Here is a 17,848-nt window from a genome sequence, read left to right on the forward strand (position 1 = left end):
CTTTATGGCCTTGATTTCAAAATACGACAATGGCGGGGTCAAGCACATTGGCGCCGCCAACCGGGCGAATACCTTCGCCGCTATCCCATGGGTCAAGGATGACATGCAGGGTCATGCCACCCGCGCGCTGCACAAGGATCAGCGCCGGGTCGGTGATATCCAGCTTGCGCAGATCTGCCGCCGCCAGCGCATGACCATTCACCGCCAAAATCACATCGCCGCGCACCAATCCGGCAAACAGACCGGGGCTGTTTTCGGTGACGGCGGTGATGCGGGCGCTGTCATCCACCTGCACGCCCAAACCTTCCAACCGATACGAGGTGACACGGTTCAAGGGCGCCGCCCCTTCCACGCCGCGCAGGGCCAGCACCCCGTCCTGAGGCGCGGTCAGCACAAGTTCCAGCACCAGCGGCTGACCGTTGCGCAGAACGCCCAGCGGCAAGCGGCCAATCCCCAAGGCCGCGTCAATCGCGAAGGCCAGCGCGCCGGGCTCATGCAGCGGGGTTTGCCCGGCGGTCAGAATGATATCCCCGGCTTGCAGCCCGGATTTTTCGGCCAATTCCCCCGGCATCACCCGGTCAATCAGCACGCCTGTCGGCTCCATCCCCAATGCGGCGGCGATTTCACGGCTGACGGGGCGCAGTTGCAGGCCCAGCTTGGGAAAGGCGGGCAGGGTTTCCGCGATCAGCCCATCGACAATGCGGACCAGATCGGCGGTGGCAATGGCATAGGACATACCGATGTAATAGCGCGAGCCATCGGCGATGCGGCTGTTCATGCCCAGCAACGCCCCCTCTGCCGTGACCAAGGGCCCGCCGGACGAGCCGGGGTTCAAGGCGGCATCATGTTGCACCAGTCGCAGGGGCACGGCGGCCTCGACCTGCCGGGTGCGGGCCGACACCACCCCGCGCGTCACCGTCAGGTCCAGCCCCAGGGGCGCGCCGATGGCCCAGACATCCAGCCCAAGGCCGGGGGCAGGGCCATGCGGCAAGGGGGCCACATCCAGCGTTGTGGCAATGACGGCTACATCGCGCACCGGGTCGCGGGCGATCACCTCGCCTTGATGCTCGCCGCCCTGCGCATCAATCAGCCGCAGGGTTTCGGCCTTGCCCACGACATGGGCATTGGTCACCACCAGCCCTTTCGCCCAGACAAAGCCAGAGCCGAGAAACCTGTCCTTGGCATCGGCGCTGCGCAGCACCACCACGGCATTCACCGCCGCCTCCAGCGGGTTGTCTTGCGCCTTGGCCGGGGTGAAAGCGGCAAAAAGCGTCAGCAGAACCAGCGCCCCCATCACCTGCGCAAGATGGCGCAAAAGGCGCGGGCGGCGTGGGGCAAGGCGTTGTGTCTTGGTCATGTCAAACCTCTGTCTGTATCCTTGCCACAAGGTTAGCAGCGAGACGCGCAGGGCACACATGACAAAGGCTGTCACCCAAAAAACAACGGTTTACGGCTGGTCCGCAGGTTTCTATCTTTGGCGTAACCGCTGCTTCTTTGGAAAGGAATTTTTCGATGTCTTCCAAGATTTTTTCTGCCCTCGCGCTGACGGCCCTACTGGCCGCGCCTGCGCTGGCAAACCCGACCAGCCCGATCAAAACCGCAGAGCTTTCGGCGCGGCTGTTCGCGGCGGGCGAGGCGGCGGCAGACCCGATCCTGATCCTGTCGGCGGCCAAGCTGCGCAAATCCATCAACCCCACGCAAACCGACCGCAGCGCCGAAGGTGGCGAGGCGGCAGAGGGCGCGCCGCTGGGCTGGGAGGAGATGCTGGCCCGCGCCGAGGCCCTTGCGCAAGGCGATGCGGCAGTGCTGGGCCTGATCGAGGACGCGCGCGCCGAAACCACCAAAGGCGTGGTGACAGGGCCGGTTTATAACATCGGATCGCTGGGCAGCGGGCGCAGCGACACCTACCCCAAGATCGAATTCAAGGGCGGCGAATATGCCGAGGTTTATGTCGAGGCGAAATCATCGGTCGATCTGAACCTGACCGTGCAGGATGCCCAAGGGCGCTTGGTTTGTTCGGACAGTGACGTGTCGCATATCGCATATTGCGGCTGGCGGCCTGCGGAAAACGGCAGCTATGTGCTGCTGGTGGAAAACAAGGGCAAGGCTGCAACCAGCTATGCCTTGATGACGAATTAAAGGGGGAAATGCGATGCGCTCTACCCATGTGTTCGGGGCCGCGCTGACGGTCTGTGTCGGGCTGATGGCCTCGACCGCTTTGGCGCGCGAGAATTATGCGCTGCTGATCGGGGCGAATGAATATGCCAGCCTTGACCCGCAATATTGGCTGAAAGGCCCGTCGAATGACGTGAAACTGGTGGCCAGCTATCTGACCACCGCCGCCCCCGTGCCCTTTGCCGCGCAGAATGTCACCGTTCTGGCCGATGGGATCGACGGAGCGCCCCATGCCACGCTGGGGGCCATTCGCGGCGCGTTTGCCGATCTGACAGCCAAGGTGCAGCCCGGCGATTTCGTCTATCTTCATTTCTCAGGCCATGGCACGCAGGCCCCGGCCCTGAACCCGGATGATGAACTGGACGGGCTGGACGAGATGTTCTTGCCCGTCGATATCGGGCCTTGGTCCGACACCACCGGAACGGTGGAAAACGCGTTGGTGGATGATGAGATTGGCCAGATGCTGGACGGGTTGCGGGCCAAGGGGGCCGATGTCTGGGTGGTGTTTGATGCTTGCCATTCCGGCACCGCCACCCGCGCCGCGCCGTCGGGCGATGATGAGGTGCGCACCCGTCAGCTTGCCCCGCAAGCGCTGGGCGTGCCGACCGAGGCGCTGGATGCCGCGCAAAGCCGTGCGCTGCCCGCGCCGGACCCGCGCGCCCATGCCGATGCCCCGGTGGCAAGTTCTGGCCCCGGCGGGTCGCTGGTGGCCTTTTTCGCGGCCCAGACCGATGAGGTGACACCCGAAAAACGCCTGCCCAAAGGCAAGCCCGACCGCGTGCCGCAAGGGGTGTTTACCTATGCGCTATTCGAAACCCTGGCCGAATTTCCGCAGGCCAGCTATGCCCAGATCGGGCAAGAGGTGCTGCGCAAATATGCGGTGAACAACCTTGCACGGTCCACCCCGATGTTCGAAGGCGATCTGGATCGGGTGGTGTTTTCGGGCCAAGCCGGGCCACGCGTGGCGCAATGGCCCGCCGAGGTGACGGATGCGGGCCTGACCCTTGCCGCAGGCACGCTGCACGGGTTGCGCGAAGGCGGTATTCTGGCGGTGATGGCCAGTGCGGCGGATGCGACCGAAAACGCGCTGGGCTATGTGCAGATCACGGCGCTGGATACTTTTACGGCCACCGCCACCCCGATTGTGCAGGATGGCAAAACCTTGCCCGATGATCTGCCCAAAGGGCTGAGCCTGCGCAAAATCTCGTCGGATCTGGATTTCACGCTGACGATTGCCTTGCCTGAAACGGGTAGCGCGCCCGCTGCGGCGCTGGAGGCCGCGATGGAGGTGCTGCGCGCGGAAAGCGGCCCGCGTCTGGTCTTTGTCGGCGCGGGACAGGAGGCTGATCTGCGGCTGGCTGTGCTGCCCGACAGCCCGCGCCCCGATGCGGTCTGGGTGCTGCCCGCCACCGGAATTCCGGGCGATCTGGCCACCACGCCGTCGGTATCGACCGCCGATAAGGATGCCGAAACGCTTGGCGTCACCCTGTCGCAAATGCTGGGGCAAATGGCCCGCGCGATCAACCTGATGAAGCTGGGCGCTGCGGTGGGCGAGGGTGGCTTGAAGGTTGGGGTCGATCTGATGACCCGCAACAAACAAGACAAAACCCTGCGCGCCTTGCCCGTGTCAGAGGTGCCGCGCCTGATCCCGGATGATGAGGTGCATATCGAGGCGTCCAATGACAATGACTTTCCGGTGGATATCAACGTGCTTTATGTTGGGTCCGACTATTCCATCACCCATATGTTTGCGGGGCGGATGCAGCCGGGGGATCGGTTGAAAAAGGGCCTGCTGCGCATCACGGATGAGGCGTTCGGCCGGGACCGTATCGTGATGGTGATGACCCCCGCCAAACCGCAAACCGCGGTGGAGAATCTGGGCTTTCTGGCGCAGGACGCGCTGGAAATCACCCGCAGCACGGGCACCATGCGGGGGCTGACGGCCGCTTTGCAAGAGGCAGGCTTTGGCGAAACCACCCGCGCCGCCACCGCCTTGATGGATGAGGAGGAGGCCCAAGGCCCCGCGCCGATGATGCTGCAATTCGATCTGGATACGGTGCCCGCGAATTAAGGGCGCTTTTGTCAAGGTCCGCTCCGTCGCGGCAAGGCCCGCCGGGAAGCCTCCCGGCGGGCCTTTTGCTGTTCGCTTGGGGCCGCGCGCGCGACCCGGTCGTTATTGCACAGAAAGGGATTGCGCCAAGCGCATCAGGTTCACCGCCTCGGTGCGGTAGCCAAAAGCATCCTCGCCGCGCGCGGATTGGGCCAGCGCAATCGCGTCCTGCCAGCCCCAATCGCCCAGATATTTCGCCCCGGTCAGCAATTGCCCGAAGCCTGCGATGGCGGCGGCAAACCGGGCGTCTTCATCGGCGGGGGCATCGCTGGCGGTGATCGGCGTTTCAATCAGCGCAGAGGTGGTTTCGCCGGGTGCCTTGTAGCGCAGGCGCAGAAAGCCAAGTTCGGGGCTGTCAGTGCTGGGCGTCGCCGCGCCATAACGCAAGGGATCATTGGCAAGCGCTGTGCTGCCCGGCGCTGTCACCTCATACAAGGCCGTGACCGCATGGCCTGCGCCAATTTCACCGGCATCGACCTTGTCATTATTGAAATCCTCGCGCGCGAGGGCGCGGGTTTCATAGCCGATCAACCGATATTCCGCGACCTGAGCGGGGTTCCATTCCACCTGAATTTTCACATCATCCGCAATCGGGAACAGCGCGCCCGAAAGCTGGTCCACCAACACTTTGCGCGCCTCTTGTAGCGTGTCGATATAGGCGGCCATGCCATTGCCCGATTGCGCCAGCGTCTGCATCACCGCGTCATCCAGATTGCCGCGCCCAAAGCCAAGCACCGACAGATAGGTGCCCTGTGCCCGCTTTTTCGCGATGAATTTCTCCAGCCCGTCAGGATCGGAAACCCCGACATTGAAATCCCCATCGGTGGCCAGCAACACGCGCGACACCTCGCCCTTGGCCCCCATCTTTTCGGCCAGACGATAGGCAAGCTCCAACCCTTCGGCGCCTGCGGTAGAGCCGCCTGCCTCCAACCGGTCCAGCGCGTCCAGAATGGCGGCGCTGTTTTCGGCACGGGTGGGGGGCAGCACCTCGCCCGCCGATCCGGCATAGGCGACAATCGCCACCTCATCCTCGGGGCGAAGCTGCGGCAAAAGCAGCCGCAAGGATTGCTTGAGCAGGGGCAGCTTGTCGGCGTTCTGCATGGAGCCGGAGGTATCGACCAGAAACACAAGGTTCAGCGCCGGGCGATCCGCAATCGCGGGCAGGCGGCCTTGCAAGCCGATGCGCACCAGTTGCGTGCCGGGGTTCCACGGCGTTGGCATCACCGTCACCGAAGATTTGAAGGGTGCTTCGCCAACGGCGGGCGCGGCATAGGTATAGGGAAAGTAATTCACCATCTCCTCAATCCGCACGGCCCCATCGGGGGGCAACTGCCCTTGCATCAGGGACGAGCGGACAACCGCATAGCTGGCCGTATCCACATCGACCGAGAAGGTGGACACCGGGTCTTGGGCCGTTACCTTGATCGGGTTCGCCTCGGCTTGCGGGAAGGCTTCGGTATCGGGCGCGGTTTGAACGCCGGGGTCGATTTCGGCGGGGGCTATCGGGGTAGGGGCCACACTGGGCTGCGGCAGATAGGTTTCGCGCCGCAGCATCTGGCCGTCTTGCACGCGTTTGCGGGTCATGGAGGGGGCGGTTGGGGCAGCGGGCACCTTTTGTCCCGTGGCCACAGCACCGTTCACAGCACCGGCCGTATCACTTGCCGCATCACTGACGGCAGCAAGATCAGCAACAGCTTCCTGTGCGGTGGCAGGGACGGGGGCGGGGGTGGCCTCGGGTGCCGGGGCCACCTCGGCCAGCGGCTTGGGCGTTGTCAGATCGGTCGGGGTGATGGGCAGAACCACGATCAGGCCAAGGCAAATGGCGGCGACAGAGGTGGTGGCGGCCAGAATCGGGCGGGTGGTCAGACGGGACAGCATGGTGCGCACTCCTGCAAAAAGCCCCGCGTTTCGGGGGCGGACAGGAATAGGACGCGGCTGTGGCTGCGTTCCTTGGTGGGCACGGTCAAAATTCTGCATCGCCAGCCGCAGCGCCGCCTCTTTGCGGGCCGGATCGGCACCGGGGGCCTTGCGCAACCCATCGCGCAGCTTGTCAAAATCCTCGGTCATATCCGGGCCTCCTCGGCCGCCTGCTTGCGCAGATGTTTCTTCACTTCGGCCATGCGCCAGGCAATCGTGCCTTCGGACAGGCCCAGAATGGCCGCCGCCTCGGCCTGTGTCAGATCTTCGCCAAGGGTCAGCGCCACGGTGTCGCGCAACTCGGGCGGCAGGCGGGTCATGGCCGCGACCAGCCAATCCTGCGCGTCTTCGGCCTCGGCCATCGCGGCTTGGCGGTTCACCTCCCATTCGCCCCAACCAAGGGCGGCGCGGGCATGGGTGGCGGCGCGGCGGCGGCGGTCATGGGCGGCATTCACGGCGACCCGGTAAAGCCAGGTCGAAAACCGGGCCTCGGCGCGAAAGCTGTGCAGCTTGCCGGGCAGGGCGGCGCAGATATCCTGCGTCAGATCCTCGGCATCGGCGCGCGACCCGGTCAGCCGCCAGCACAGCCCGAACACCCGGTCATAATGCCGGGCCAAAAGCTGGGCAAAGGCAGACCGATCGCCGGAAGCGGCGGCAAGGGCAAGGGTTTCATCAGGCGTTTCCATCAGCATCACGATAGATCAGACGCAGGCCAAAGGCCAATCCTTGGCGGCGGCGCGCAGAAAATTCGGGGCGGGGCTCAGGCGGGCTTTGCCATGCCCTTTTCCGGCGAGGCTTGGCGGGTTTTGTGCAGCAAATGACTGATATTGCCCCAGACCGAGATCGACATTTCTGCCCGCCCGTCCGCGGCCAGATGTTCCGGCGTCAGCCCCACCACACGCACCCGCAGATAATCGCCCTTGCGCAGGGCAGGCAGCAGCAAGGGGGCGGCCTGCGGGCCCAGAAACCCCAAACGGGTCAGCCGCCGCCGCCGGATCAGAAACCCGCGCCGCGCCACAATCGCATAGACCGCGATACGGCCATCATCATTCAGATGCAGCTCTGCCGTGTCGCCAATCGACAGGCCCGTATCCCTGAGCTTGATTTCAAGCGAGGTCACGGCGGCTTTGTGGATGATCGGCTCGATAATATCTTGCATGCGGCTGCCCTCGGATTTGTTTTGTGGTCTTTTGACCATCTAGGACCGGAGCGCCGCATGGGATGCAAGCGGGTTTTCGCAACCTGCGCGGGCATGGGTGTTTCCCGCCAATCGCGGGGCAAAACCTCGGCGGGGAAAGGCCGATGCCGGCGGCTCGGCGAAACCCCGCGCAATGGGGGCAAAGCCGCCTTAGCGCTTTTGCAGGTCTGCCAGAACCTCGGCCCGCAGACGTGCGCAGACCTCCGGCGAGACGCCGAACATCTGCTGCACTTGCGTCACAAATTCATCTTCGGTTTCATGGGCATAGCCATCGGCAAACACCACTTGCCAAAGGGCGCGCAAGGTTGCCTCGCGCTCTGGCAGGTCAACCGCATCATGCAAAACGGTGATCAGCGCCGTATTGTCGGGCATTTCATCCGACAGGCGTTCGCATTGCGCCCGCATCTTTGCCGCCTCCAGCGGGTTGAGGTTGAAACGCTTGGCCAAAATCCGGTCAATCCGCTCTACCTCCTGGAACAGATAGGCCTTGTCCGCTTGTGCCGCGCGCACCAAAATCGCGCCCAAAGCATGTTTTGCATCCGCTTCGGGCAAAGGCGTGCGATAGCCGGCCGTGGCGGAAAACAAACTTAGGATTCGTTCAAACATCGGGCCGCCTGTTGCTGCGAATATGGGTTAACCCAAGGCTAGGATAGCCCGCCCCGCATCGCAAGGCTTTTGGGCCACACCCCGCATGGCCCTTGCTATTTGGTCCCAATGCGCCTAAATAACCCCTGCGACGCTTTCTTTTTCGACCTTCTGTTTCCCTTACGGCTTCAGTTTTTTCGATCTTGATCTGACAGAGCCGGGCTGCCGCATAACGTGGGTGGCGAAACATTAGGAGTATACACGATGGCCAATGGCACCGTGAAATGGTTCAACGCAACCAAAGGTTTTGGGTTTATCGCACCGGCTGGTGGCAACCGCGATGTGTTCGTTCACATCTCGGCACTGGAACGCGCAGGCATTCGTCAGTTGGACGACGGCCAAGCCGTAACCTTTGACATCGAAACCGGCCGTGACGGTCGTGAATCGGCAACGAACCTCGCGCTGGCATAATCTGCCTTTCGCAAGAATTCGGATGGGGGTGGCCAGCAATGGCCGCCCCCATTTTCATTCGGGCCTAGCCCAGCAGCGCGTTATAGACGCGGTAGGTTCCGGCAGTGCTGTTCAGCGCCTCGGGCTTGCCTGCACTGCGGGCAAATTCATACACGGCCTGATGGGTGCGCGGGCCAAAGGCACCGTCGATCGCACCGGTGTAATAGCCAAAGCGCGCCAGTTGCGCCTGAATCCGCAAACGTTCGGCCCGGCTATAGCTGTTGAACACCTGCGCCGCCGTCGTATCCTGCACGCCTGACCCGTAAGTGGTGCTTTTGCCGATAATGCGCCCTGTGGGCTGGGTTGCCTTGGGGGCCTGACGGCGGGGTTCCTGATAGACTGGCTCGGTCTGGCGATGGCGCGGCGCTTCATAGGCCGGCTGGCGATAGACGGGTTGCGGCGCGGGGGCAGGGGCAGGGTGGGCCTTGCGCCCTTCATTCACGATGGCACCGACGATCAGCGCGGCAGCGATCCCTTTCAGAAAATTGCGTTCGTTCTTTCCAAGGGCGTGCGCCGGGGCAGCAGCGGTCAAGGACAGCGACAGGGCAGTTACGGCGGCGATGGCTTTGGTCTTGAGCAGCATGGTGTTTTCCTTTTCAGCATATGGCGGCCCGGAGCAGCGGGGCGATGGGAAAACCATGCGCTTTGTGGCAATGTTAGGCAAAAACGTGGGCCTGTTATCGGATAACAAGCCGGTAAGCGGTTGATGTGCAAAGGGAATAGGATGTCAGATGGTTTTACGGAAATGGTTGATACCGCACAGCGCTTCTTTGCAGAGCTGGCGCAGAACAACCGCAAAGACTGGTTTGAACCGCGCAAAGACCATTACACCGATATGATCCGCAAACCGGCAGAGCTGATGGCCCGCCTGCTTGCCGATGATCTGGGCCGCGCGGTGGGGCAGGGCTTGCAGGCCAAGGTGTTCCGGCTGCACCGCGATGTGCGATTCTCCAAGGACAAGACACCCTATAACACCCATCTGCATATGATCTGGAACAGCCCCAATACACCCGCCGCCCTGTTCTTTGGGCTGGAGCCGGGGCAACTGCTGGTGGGCTGTGGCATCACGGCATTTGATGCGGCGCAGTTGGTGCGGTTCCGGGCGATGGTGGATGCGGCGGGGGATGATTTTGCCGCGCTGGTTGCGCGCGGCAGGCTGGCGGATTTCGGGCCGCCCCCGTTGAAACGCGTGCCCGCCCCCTATGACGCCGACCACCGCCACGCCGCTCTGCTGCGCCGCAAGAACCTGATCGTGACGCGCGATCTTGCCCCCGGCTGGCGCGGCGATCTGGTCAAAGCAATAGGGCAGGAGATTGCACCTCTCCTGCCCCTTTATCATGCGTTAAACCGGATGTGACGGCGATCAGACGGAAAGGCAGATGTATTTCATCTCCAGATAGTCTTCCATCCCGTGGCGGCTGCCTTCGCGGCCCAGCCCGGATTGTTTGACCCCGCCAAACGGCGCCACTTCGGTAGAGATGATGCCCGTATTCACACCAACGATGCCATATTCCAGCCCTTCCTGCACACGGGTCACACGACCGATGTTCTGGGCATAGAAATAGGCCGCCAGACCAAAGATGGTGTCATTGGCCATGGCGATGACCTCGTCTTCGGTGTCGAATTTGAACAAGGGCGCCATCGGGCCAAAGGTTTCTTCCTTGGCGACCACCATGTCTTGCGTCACGCCGGTAACGATGGTCGGCTCAAAATACGACCCGCCAAGCGCGTGGCGTTTGCCACCTGCGATCACCTTGCCGCCTTTGGCAATGGCATCGGCGATATGTTCTTCCACCTTTTCCACGGCGGCCACATTGACCAGCGGGCCAAATTCCACCGCTTCGGTCAAACCATCGCCGACACGGGTCTTGGCCAGCGCCTCGCCCAGCTTCTTGGCAAAGGCATCATAAACCCCCGCCTGCACATAAATGCGGTTGGCGCAAACGCAGGTCTGGCCGTTGTTGCGGAACTTGGAGGCCATCGCCCCGGCCACCGCCGCATCCAGATCGGCATCATCAAACACGATGAACGGCGCATTGCCGCCCAATTCCATCGAGCATTTCATCACCTGATCCGCCGCCTGACGCAGCAAAATGCGCCCCACTTCGGTTGATCCGGTAAAGGTCAGCTTGCGGACGGTCGGGTTCTCGCAGAACTCCTTGCCGATATCCGAGGATTTCTTGGAGGTGATGACCGAAAAGATACCCTTCGGCAGGCCCGCGCGTTCGGCCAAGACCGCCAGCGCCAGCGCCGAAAGCGGGGTTTCCGCCGCGGGCCGCGCCACAAAACCACAGCCAGCCGCAAGCGCCGGGCCGCATTTGCGGGTGATCATTGCATTGGGGAAATTCCATGGCGTGATCGACCCCACAACCCCGATAGGTTGCTTGAGCACGGTAATCCGCTTGTCCTTCATATGGCCCGGCACGGTTTCGCCGTAAACGCGCTTGGCCTCTTCGGCAAACCATTCGATGAAACTGGCACCATAGGCCACCTCGCCTTTGGCTTCGGCCAAAGGCTTGCCCATTTCGGCAGTCAGAATCGCGCCCAGATCGTCCTGATTGGCCATCATCAGGTTGAACCAGGCCCGCAGGATATTGGCGCGCTCTTTTGCGGTGCGGCTGGCCCAATCTTTCATCGCGGCTTCGGCGGCGGCAATGGCGCGGGCGGTTTCCGCACGGCCAAGGTTGGGCACCGAACAAATCACATCATTGCGCGCCGGGTTTATCACGTCAAAGGTCGCGCCATCATCGGCATCAATCCATTCCCCGGCCACATAGGCTTTCGTGGCCAGCAAAGACTGGTCTTTCAGCATCGCGCGCAGATCGGTTACGGTATCAAGCATCAAAGCCTCCCATTCAGGTTTGGAATATGCAAATCATGGGCGGGCAGGGATGTCCAGTTCTCTGACAAGGTTGGAGCTATCATGGATATGGATTTGGCCTATGCCAATGGGGCCTTTATTGCGGGTGCGGCAGACTACCCGCCGAAATGGCAGGCCGAGGCCGCCGCCTTTCGCGCACAGCTTGGGCCAAGGGCGCAACTGGGGCTGGCTTACGGCCCCGGCGCGCGGCAGGCCTTTGATCTCTTTTTGCCCGAAACCCCGCCGCGCGGCTGCGTCACCTTCATTCATGGCGGCTACTGGATGGCCTTTGATCGCAGCCTCTGGTCGCATTTCGCGGCAGGGGTGCTGGCGCGGGGCTGGGCCTGCGCGATGCCGTCCTACACCTTGGCACCAGAGGCCCGGATCGCCGCGATGACGGCAGAAATGGGGGCGGCATTGGCTGCGATTGGCGCGCAGGTGCCGGGGCCGCAGGTGGTGACGGGCCATTCCGCTGGCGGCCACCTCAGCGCGCGTATGGGCTGCGCCGATCTGGCGGTGCCGGGGTTGGTGCGGGTGGTGCCCATCTCACCGCTGTCGGATCTGGACCAGATCGCACAAACCAAGATGCAGGAAAAACTCCACCTCGACGCGGCGGAAATCGCAGCCGAAAGCCCGGCCCGCCTTGCTCTGCGCGCAGGCGTGCAGGCCCATGTCTGGGTCGGCGGGCAGGAACGCCCCAGCTTTCTGTGGCAAGCACGGCTGTTATCCGAGGCCTGGTCCTGCGACTGGACGGTCAGCCCCGGCAAACACCATTTCGACGTGATCGACGCCTTGCAAGATGCCAACAGCCCCTTGGTCGACATTTTAGTCGGGGGCCTCTGATCCCCCGGCTTTCTTTTCGGCAAAAATATCCCCGCCGGAGGCATCCGGCCCCAGCCACTATTCCCCCGGCTGGGGCAAGGGCCGCAACAGCAGCGCGCCCAACCCAAGGCAAGCGGCAACCACCAGCACCGCCCCCGCGATAAACAAGCCAAACGCCGCCGCCATCGCAGGGGCTGCGGCCAAGGCCGGAACAAGGCCGACCAAGGGGCCAAACAGCGCCCCGGTGGGAATGGCCCAACCCAGCGTCAGCGCGAACCATGCCAGAATCGCCAGCATCCCGCCCCACAGCAGCGCTCGCGCGCGCGGCGCCGCTTGCGCGCGCAACCCGCGTTTGAACGCGTTGATCTGGCGCGCCAGATCGCCCTGCACGGCCAGCACCGCCGGCACCAGCACCAACACCAGCAACATGCCAAAGCCCAAACCATAGACCAGCGTGATCACCGTCGGCCGCAAAAACTCCGCCTGAGAGGAGCGTTCATACAGCAGTGGCGCCAGCCCCAGCACGGTGGTCGCCGTGGTCAGCAAGACCGGGCGCAGACGGTCTGCCACCGCATCAATGATCGCCGGATACAGCCCGCGCTTTTCGCCATATTGGTCGATGGTGGAAATCAGCACGATGGAATCATTGATGATGATCCCGGTCATCCCGATCATGCCCACGATGGAAAACATCGACAGCGGCACGCCCCAGGCATCATGCCCGTAAATCGCCCCGATCAGACCAAAGGGGATCACGGCCATCACCACCACCGGGCGCGTCCAACTGGCAAAAACCCATGCCAGCACCATGTAAATGCCCAACAGGCAGAAAATCAGCCCCAGCGTCGCATCGCCCAGAAATTCGCGCTGCTGTTCGGCCAGACCGGACTGGCGGGTGGTGACGCCGAAATCCTCTTGCAGTTTGGGCAGAATATCCTCGGTCAGCGCGCGCTGCACTTCGGCGGCGCGGGCCGGGTCATCCTCGGCGATATCGCCCGAAACCGTGACGATGCGCAGGCCATTTTCGCGCCGGATGGTGGAAAAGCCAGAGCGCCGCTCCACCGTGACGATATCGGCCAGCGGCACATAAACGCCGGGGGCCGCACGCAACAACATGCTGTCAAGGAAATCGGCGGTCAGTTCACTGTCGGGCAGTTCCACCTGCACCGTGGCCGAACGCGGGCCATCGGGGAAGCTCGCCGCTTCAATCCCGTTCAAACGGTCGCGCAGGCTGCGGCCCAGCGTGTCAATCGCAAAGCCAAGCGCCTGACCCTGCGGGGTCAGCGACAAGATCAACTCATCCTTGTCATAGGCAAGACTATCTTCCAGCGCCGACACTTCGGGGTAGGGGGCAAGCGCGGTTTTCAACGCCTCTGCCGCCGCTTTCAATGTGGTCGCATCTGCCCCGGTCAGATCGACGGACAGCGCGTCGCCCCCCGGCCCGAACCGCCCGCCGCGAAAGCTCAACTCCTCCAGCAGCGGATGGCGGCGCACTTCTTCTTCAAGGTCAGCGATATAGGTGAATGACGAATAGGGCCGATCATCAGGTTCGATCAGTTCAATCGAAATGCCACCCAGCAAATCGGCATCCTTGGTTTCCGCCGAGGACAGGCCGCGCCCGGTGCCGCCGCCGATTTCGGTCATCACGAACAGTGCCGGGTTTGTGCCGTGTTCGGCGGCATAGCGGGCGCTGACCGCGTCGGTCGCGCGCTGCATTTCGCGCATCATCGCCAGCGTATCATCCCGCGTGGCCCCCGGCAGCATGGCAAAATTGCCAGAGATGGAGGATTGCTCCGGCGCGTTGAAAAAGCGGAATTTCAGATCACCGCTGATGAACAGCGCGGCCTGACTGGCCAGCAGCAACACCGCCAGCGCCATGGTGGCAAAGCGGGCGCGAATGACAAAAGCGGTGAACGGGCGCACCGCCACCCGGATCAGCCATTGCAAGCCCTTGTTGACCTGGCGCGAAGGCCAGTCATACCACGCCTCGGCCCGCGCGGCGCGCAAGGCATGGGCCATGTGATTGGGCAGGATCAGAAAACACTCAACAAGGCTGGCCAGCAGCACGGCGATCACGGTGAAGGGAATATCGGCAATCAAGGTGCCAAAGCGCCCGCCGATGGTGACCAAGCCCGCAAAGGCGATGATGGTCGTCAGGGTTGAGGCGACGACAGGCATCGCCATGCGTTGTGCCGCATTCTCGGACGCCTCAATCGCGCCTTCGCCCATATGGCGGGCACGGAAATCGGCATGTTCGCCCACCACGATGGCATCATCCACCACGATGCCCAGCGTGATGATCAGCGCAAACAGCGAGATCATGTTGATCGTCAGCCCCGCGCCATACATGATGCCCACCGCCGCCAGCAGCGATACCGGAATCCCCGCCGCCACCCAAAGCGCGGTGCGCGCGTTCAGGAACAAGAACAGCAGCGCCACCACAAGGCCAAGCCCCATCAGCGCATTGTCCAGCAGCAGGTTCAGACGCCCGGTGATCTGTTCGGCCCGCGCGCGCACCAGTTCGATCTGCACATCCGGCGGCAGCAAGGGCAGCATCCGGTCCGCCACCGCTTGCACATCGGCCTGCATGCGGATTGCATCACCAGTGTCGGACCGGTCCACCCGCACCGTGATCGCCGGGTTCGGCCCGACAAAGGTGGCCCGCCCCCGGTCGGCGGCCTGCCGCGTGACGGTGGCCAGATCGCCCACGGTCAGCGTGGTGCCATCGGCGGCTTGGCGCAGCACGATCGCGGCAATCTGGGTGGCGCTGCGGGCCTCTTGCCCGGTGCGCACCCGCGCGGCCCCACCGCCCACATCACCGGCGGGCGCGCTGTCCACCTCGGCGGAAATGGCGGCGGCGATTTCGGACATGGTCACATCATGGCGGATCAGGTTGATCGAGGGCACCTCGACCAAGATCTGCGGATCGGCAAGGCCGCTGATCGTGGTGCGCGTGATGCCCTGATCGAACAGACGCGCGGTAAACTCATCCGCGAACCGCCCCAATTGATCGACCGAGACAGGCCCGGTGATCACCACATCCGTCACCCTGTCGCGCCACGCGCCGCGCCGCACGGCGGGTTCTTCGGCATCTTCGGGCAGGGTGTTGATACTGTCGACCGCCGATTGCACATCTTCGGCGGCTTGCGTCAGATCGGTGCCGGGTTCAAATTCCAACGTGATACGCGCGCTGCCCTCTGACGCGCGCGAGGTGGCATCGGTGACGCCATCCACCGTCAGCAGCGCAGGTTCCAGCACTTGCACGATGGCGCGGTCTACATCCTCGGCCCCGGCTCCGGACCATTGCACGCTGACCGTGACTTCCGAAATGATGACATCGGGAAAGAATTGCGCGCGAATACGGGTGGCGGCGGCCAAACCCGCCACGATCATCACCGCCAACAACAGATTGGCCAGCGTGTTATGCCGGGTGAAGTAAGACAAAAGCCCCTTCGTCCCCGTGCCGATATCGCGCCCCTTTGCCATGGATCAGCCCCCCATCCGGCTTTCCAGCCGCTCGATCACCCCGGCGGGCACCTGATCTTTGGCAAGCTGGGCCAAAAGGCGGCTCTTGGCTTCGGCGGGCATCCGGTCATTGCCTTCGACAAAGGCCACAAGGGCCGCGCGGCGTTCCGGCGTCAGGCTGACCATGTCCGGCTGGCCGGTGCTGGCGGCAACCGGGGATGCAACCGGGGCGGCGGATGCCGTGTCGGTGGTGGCCGCATCGGCGGCGCGCACGGGCTTGACCTTGATCCCCGCCCCCAGAAGCGGCGAGAGTTCCTGCACCAGTTCCCGCCCGGCAATGGCATCGGCAGACAGGATGACCGCATCGCCTTGCCGCCGCAGCAGCGTGACGGGGATCGCCTCCAGCCGGTCATCCGCCGTCAGCGCCAGAACCGTGCCATCGGCCCCCAGCGCGGTGGCGGGCAGCGCGACCACATTATCCATCACAGGTTCGGAAATCCGCACGGTGACAAAATCACCGGGCCGGAAACCGGGGGCAGAGCGGAGCGTGGCATAGATCAGCCGCCCGGTCTGGCCTTCGCCCACGGCGGCGCCCACGCGGGTCAAGGCACCTTGGGCAATGATTTCGGCCCCCGAAACCTCTAGGGCGGCAGTCAATTCTGCGGGCAGCAGGCGGCCATTCTGATCAATCAGCCGCAGGAATTGCGCGGTGGAAATGCGAAAGGCCACTTCCAGCGCATTCGGGTCGATCAGATCGCCGATGCGTTCATTCGCGCCCAGGATACGGCCCGGCACGGTGGATATCCCGCTCAACACCCCGTCAAATTCGGCAAACAGCTCGGTCTCGGCCAGCGCGCGCTCTGCCTCGGCCAAGGTGATGGCTTGGCGTGACAGGGCGGTTGCGGCTTGGTCCACCCGCGCTTCGGCTTGGGCCAAAGCGGTGCGGCGGCCAACCAAAGCCTGCGCCGCACTTGATGCCGCAAGGGCCGCCGTTTCCACCGCAGAGGTAGAGCCGACACCGCGGGCTTCCAAATCCCTTTGCCGATCAAGCGCTTGCTGGCGCAACTCGGCCTGCATTTCGGCGGCGGCGACATCATCGCGCGATAGGGCCAGCGCGCGGTCTGCATCGCGGGCCTCGCCTTGCGCGCGGGCCAGATCGGATTGCGCCAGATCGCGGGCGGTGGTGGCATCGGCCGGGTCCAGCCGCAGCAGCAATTGCCCCGCCGTCACCGTGGCCCCATCTTCCACCCCTTCGCCCAAGGCAATCACCGTGCCGGCGCGCGGGCTGCGCAATTCCAACGTCCGACGCGACCGGATTTCGCCAAAGGCGGTCAAGGTGGGGGCCATGCTGACAGCCTCGGCGGTCACGAGATTGACCGAAAACACCCGTTCGCGCGCAGGCTGGCCGGGGCGCCCGCCCGCCAACTTCGCCTCAAAGGCGGCACGCAGGGTTTGCCCCGCCATGGCCAAAAGCCCCAGCGTGACCGCGACAAGAAGCAAGCCGATCAGTGACCGTCTGAAAAACCGCATTCAATGACCCTTGATAAGTGACTGCTTATGATACGCATACAACCGCCGGACGGATGACAAAACATATTCCAACATATGATACGCACAGCGCGCGGCGTTCCGTCGCGATTATTTGCAGTTTTTCGCGAATTGGCTATTTGCGCCGCTGATGTTCATCCAGCCGGGGCATGATTTCCACGAAATTGCAGGGGCGGTGACGGTAATCCAACTGCCAGCGCAGAATCTCGTCCCAGGCATCGCGGCAGGCACCGGGGCTGCCGGGCAGCGCGAACAGATAGGTGCCTTGCGCCACGCCCCCCGTGGCCCGGCTTTGCACCGCCGAGGTGCCGATCTTTTGCATCGAGATCATGGTGAACACGGTGCCAAACGCCTCAATTTCCTTTTCATACACATCGCGATGCGCCTCGACCGTGACATCGCGGCCCGTCAGCCCGGTGCCGCCCGTCGACAAGATCACATCAATATCCGGGTCGGCACACCAATCGCGCAACTGGCTGGCAATCTCGGCCCGCTCATCGCGGATGATGCTGCGCGCGGCAAGGATATGGCCCGCCTCTGTCAGCCGCGCGACCAGCGTGTCGCCGGATTTGTCATCCGTGCTTTGGCGAGTATCGGAAACGGTCAGCACCGCGATGCGGACCGGAATGAAAGCTTTGGTTTCATCAATGCGGGACAT

Annotated in this window: 15 protein-coding genes; 5 read left to right on the forward strand and 10 right to left on the reverse strand. The window is 63.4% G+C overall.

Annotated elements, in window-relative coordinates:
- Positions 1–16: 16 nt before the first annotated feature.
- The gene (locus EGN72_RS07330) at positions 17–1,357 is read right to left on the reverse strand and encodes a S1C family serine protease (protein ID WP_158623158.1); all 1,341 of its coding nucleotides are present in this window, start codon (positions 1,355–1,357) and stop codon (positions 17–19) included.
- 155 nt (positions 1,358–1,512) lie between these two features.
- Between EGN72_RS07330 and EGN72_RS07335 the strand changes: the two genes are divergently transcribed.
- A complete protein-coding gene (locus EGN72_RS07335; protein WP_127046084.1) occupies positions 1,513–2,139 on the forward strand; it encodes a hypothetical protein in 627 nt (208 codons plus the stop codon).
- Between the two features lie 13 nt (positions 2,140–2,152).
- The gene (locus EGN72_RS07340) at positions 2,153–4,246 is read left to right on the forward strand and encodes a caspase family protein (RefSeq protein WP_127046086.1); all 2,094 of its coding nucleotides are present in this window, start codon (positions 2,153–2,155) and stop codon (positions 4,244–4,246) included.
- Between the two features lie 102 nt (positions 4,247–4,348).
- Here the strand turns inward: EGN72_RS07340 and EGN72_RS07345 are convergent, their stop codons facing one another.
- From EGN72_RS07345 to EGN72_RS07360, 4 genes are all read right to left on the reverse strand, one after another.
- Positions 4,349–6,352 carry a von Willebrand factor type A domain-containing protein gene (locus EGN72_RS07345; RefSeq protein WP_127046088.1) on the reverse strand — a complete coding sequence of 668 codons (2,004 nt, stop codon included), beginning with the start codon at positions 6,350–6,352 and terminating at the stop codon, positions 4,349–4,351.
- Positions 6,349–6,888: an RNA polymerase sigma factor gene (locus EGN72_RS07350; protein ID WP_127046090.1), complete on the reverse strand. Its 540-nt coding sequence runs from the start codon at positions 6,886–6,888 to the stop codon at positions 6,349–6,351. Before EGN72_RS07350 ends, EGN72_RS07345 begins: the two co-directional genes overlap by 4 nt.
- 74 nt (positions 6,889–6,962) lie before the next feature.
- A complete protein-coding gene (locus EGN72_RS07355) occupies positions 6,963–7,361 on the reverse strand; it encodes a hypothetical protein (RefSeq protein WP_127046092.1) in 399 nt (132 codons plus the stop codon).
- Positions 7,362–7,550: 189 nt separating this feature from the next.
- A complete protein-coding gene (locus EGN72_RS07360) occupies positions 7,551–8,006 on the reverse strand; it encodes a TerB family tellurite resistance protein (protein WP_127046094.1) in 456 nt (151 codons plus the stop codon).
- A gap of 243 nt (positions 8,007–8,249) precedes the next feature.
- On the opposite strand from EGN72_RS07360, the gene EGN72_RS07365 reads away from it, so the two are divergent.
- Positions 8,250–8,456 (forward strand): cold-shock protein, encoded by a 207-nt coding sequence (locus tag EGN72_RS07365; RefSeq protein ID WP_127046095.1) that lies wholly within the window; start codon positions 8,250–8,252, stop codon positions 8,454–8,456.
- 64 nt (positions 8,457–8,520) lie between these two features.
- Here EGN72_RS07365 and EGN72_RS07370 read toward each other — a convergent pair whose 3' ends face one another.
- On the reverse strand, positions 8,521–9,078 hold the full coding sequence (locus EGN72_RS07370) for a peptidoglycan-binding protein (protein ID WP_127046097.1): 558 nt from the start codon (positions 9,076–9,078) through the stop codon (positions 8,521–8,523).
- A gap of 141 nt (positions 9,079–9,219) precedes the next feature.
- On the opposite strand from EGN72_RS07370, the gene EGN72_RS07375 reads away from it, so the two are divergent.
- Entirely contained in the window at positions 9,220–9,852 is a 633-nt protein-coding gene (locus EGN72_RS07375; RefSeq protein ID WP_158623159.1) for a DUF2461 domain-containing protein, read from the forward strand.
- Positions 9,853–9,858: 6 nt separating this feature from the next.
- On the opposite strand, the gene EGN72_RS07380 is transcribed toward EGN72_RS07375, so the two are convergent.
- Positions 9,859–11,337 (reverse strand): NAD-dependent succinate-semialdehyde dehydrogenase, encoded by a 1,479-nt coding sequence (locus EGN72_RS07380; protein ID WP_127046101.1) that lies wholly within the window; start codon positions 11,335–11,337, stop codon positions 9,859–9,861.
- A gap of 81 nt (positions 11,338–11,418) precedes the next feature.
- Here EGN72_RS07380 and EGN72_RS07385 point away from each other — a divergent pair, with 81 nt between their 5' ends.
- Complete coding sequence (locus tag EGN72_RS07385) at positions 11,419–12,198, forward strand: alpha/beta hydrolase (protein ID WP_127046103.1); 780 nt, start codon at positions 11,419–11,421, stop codon at positions 12,196–12,198.
- Positions 12,199–12,255: 57 nt separating this feature from the next.
- Here the strand turns inward: EGN72_RS07385 and EGN72_RS07390 are convergent, their stop codons facing one another.
- The 3 genes from EGN72_RS07390 to moaB form a co-directional block, all read right to left on the reverse strand.
- Positions 12,256–15,663 carry an efflux RND transporter permease subunit gene (locus EGN72_RS07390; protein ID WP_127046105.1) on the reverse strand — a complete coding sequence of 1,136 codons (3,408 nt, stop codon included), beginning with the start codon at positions 15,661–15,663 and terminating at the stop codon, positions 12,256–12,258.
- Positions 15,664–15,666: 3 nt separating this feature from the next.
- Positions 15,667–17,172, reverse strand: coding sequence for an efflux RND transporter periplasmic adaptor subunit (locus EGN72_RS07395; protein ID WP_127046107.1), 1,506 nt, complete (start codon positions 17,170–17,172; stop codon positions 15,667–15,669).
- Positions 17,173–17,305: 133 nt separating this feature from the next.
- Positions 17,306–17,848 carry a molybdenum cofactor biosynthesis protein B gene (moaB, locus tag EGN72_RS07400; protein WP_127046109.1) on the reverse strand — a complete coding sequence of 181 codons (543 nt, stop codon included), beginning with the start codon at positions 17,846–17,848 and terminating at the stop codon, positions 17,306–17,308.

Origin of the sequence: Pseudorhodobacter sp. E13, assembly GCF_003991405.1 — a bacterium.
Taxonomy (GTDB): domain Bacteria; phylum Pseudomonadota; class Alphaproteobacteria; order Rhodobacterales; family Rhodobacteraceae; genus Pseudorhodobacter.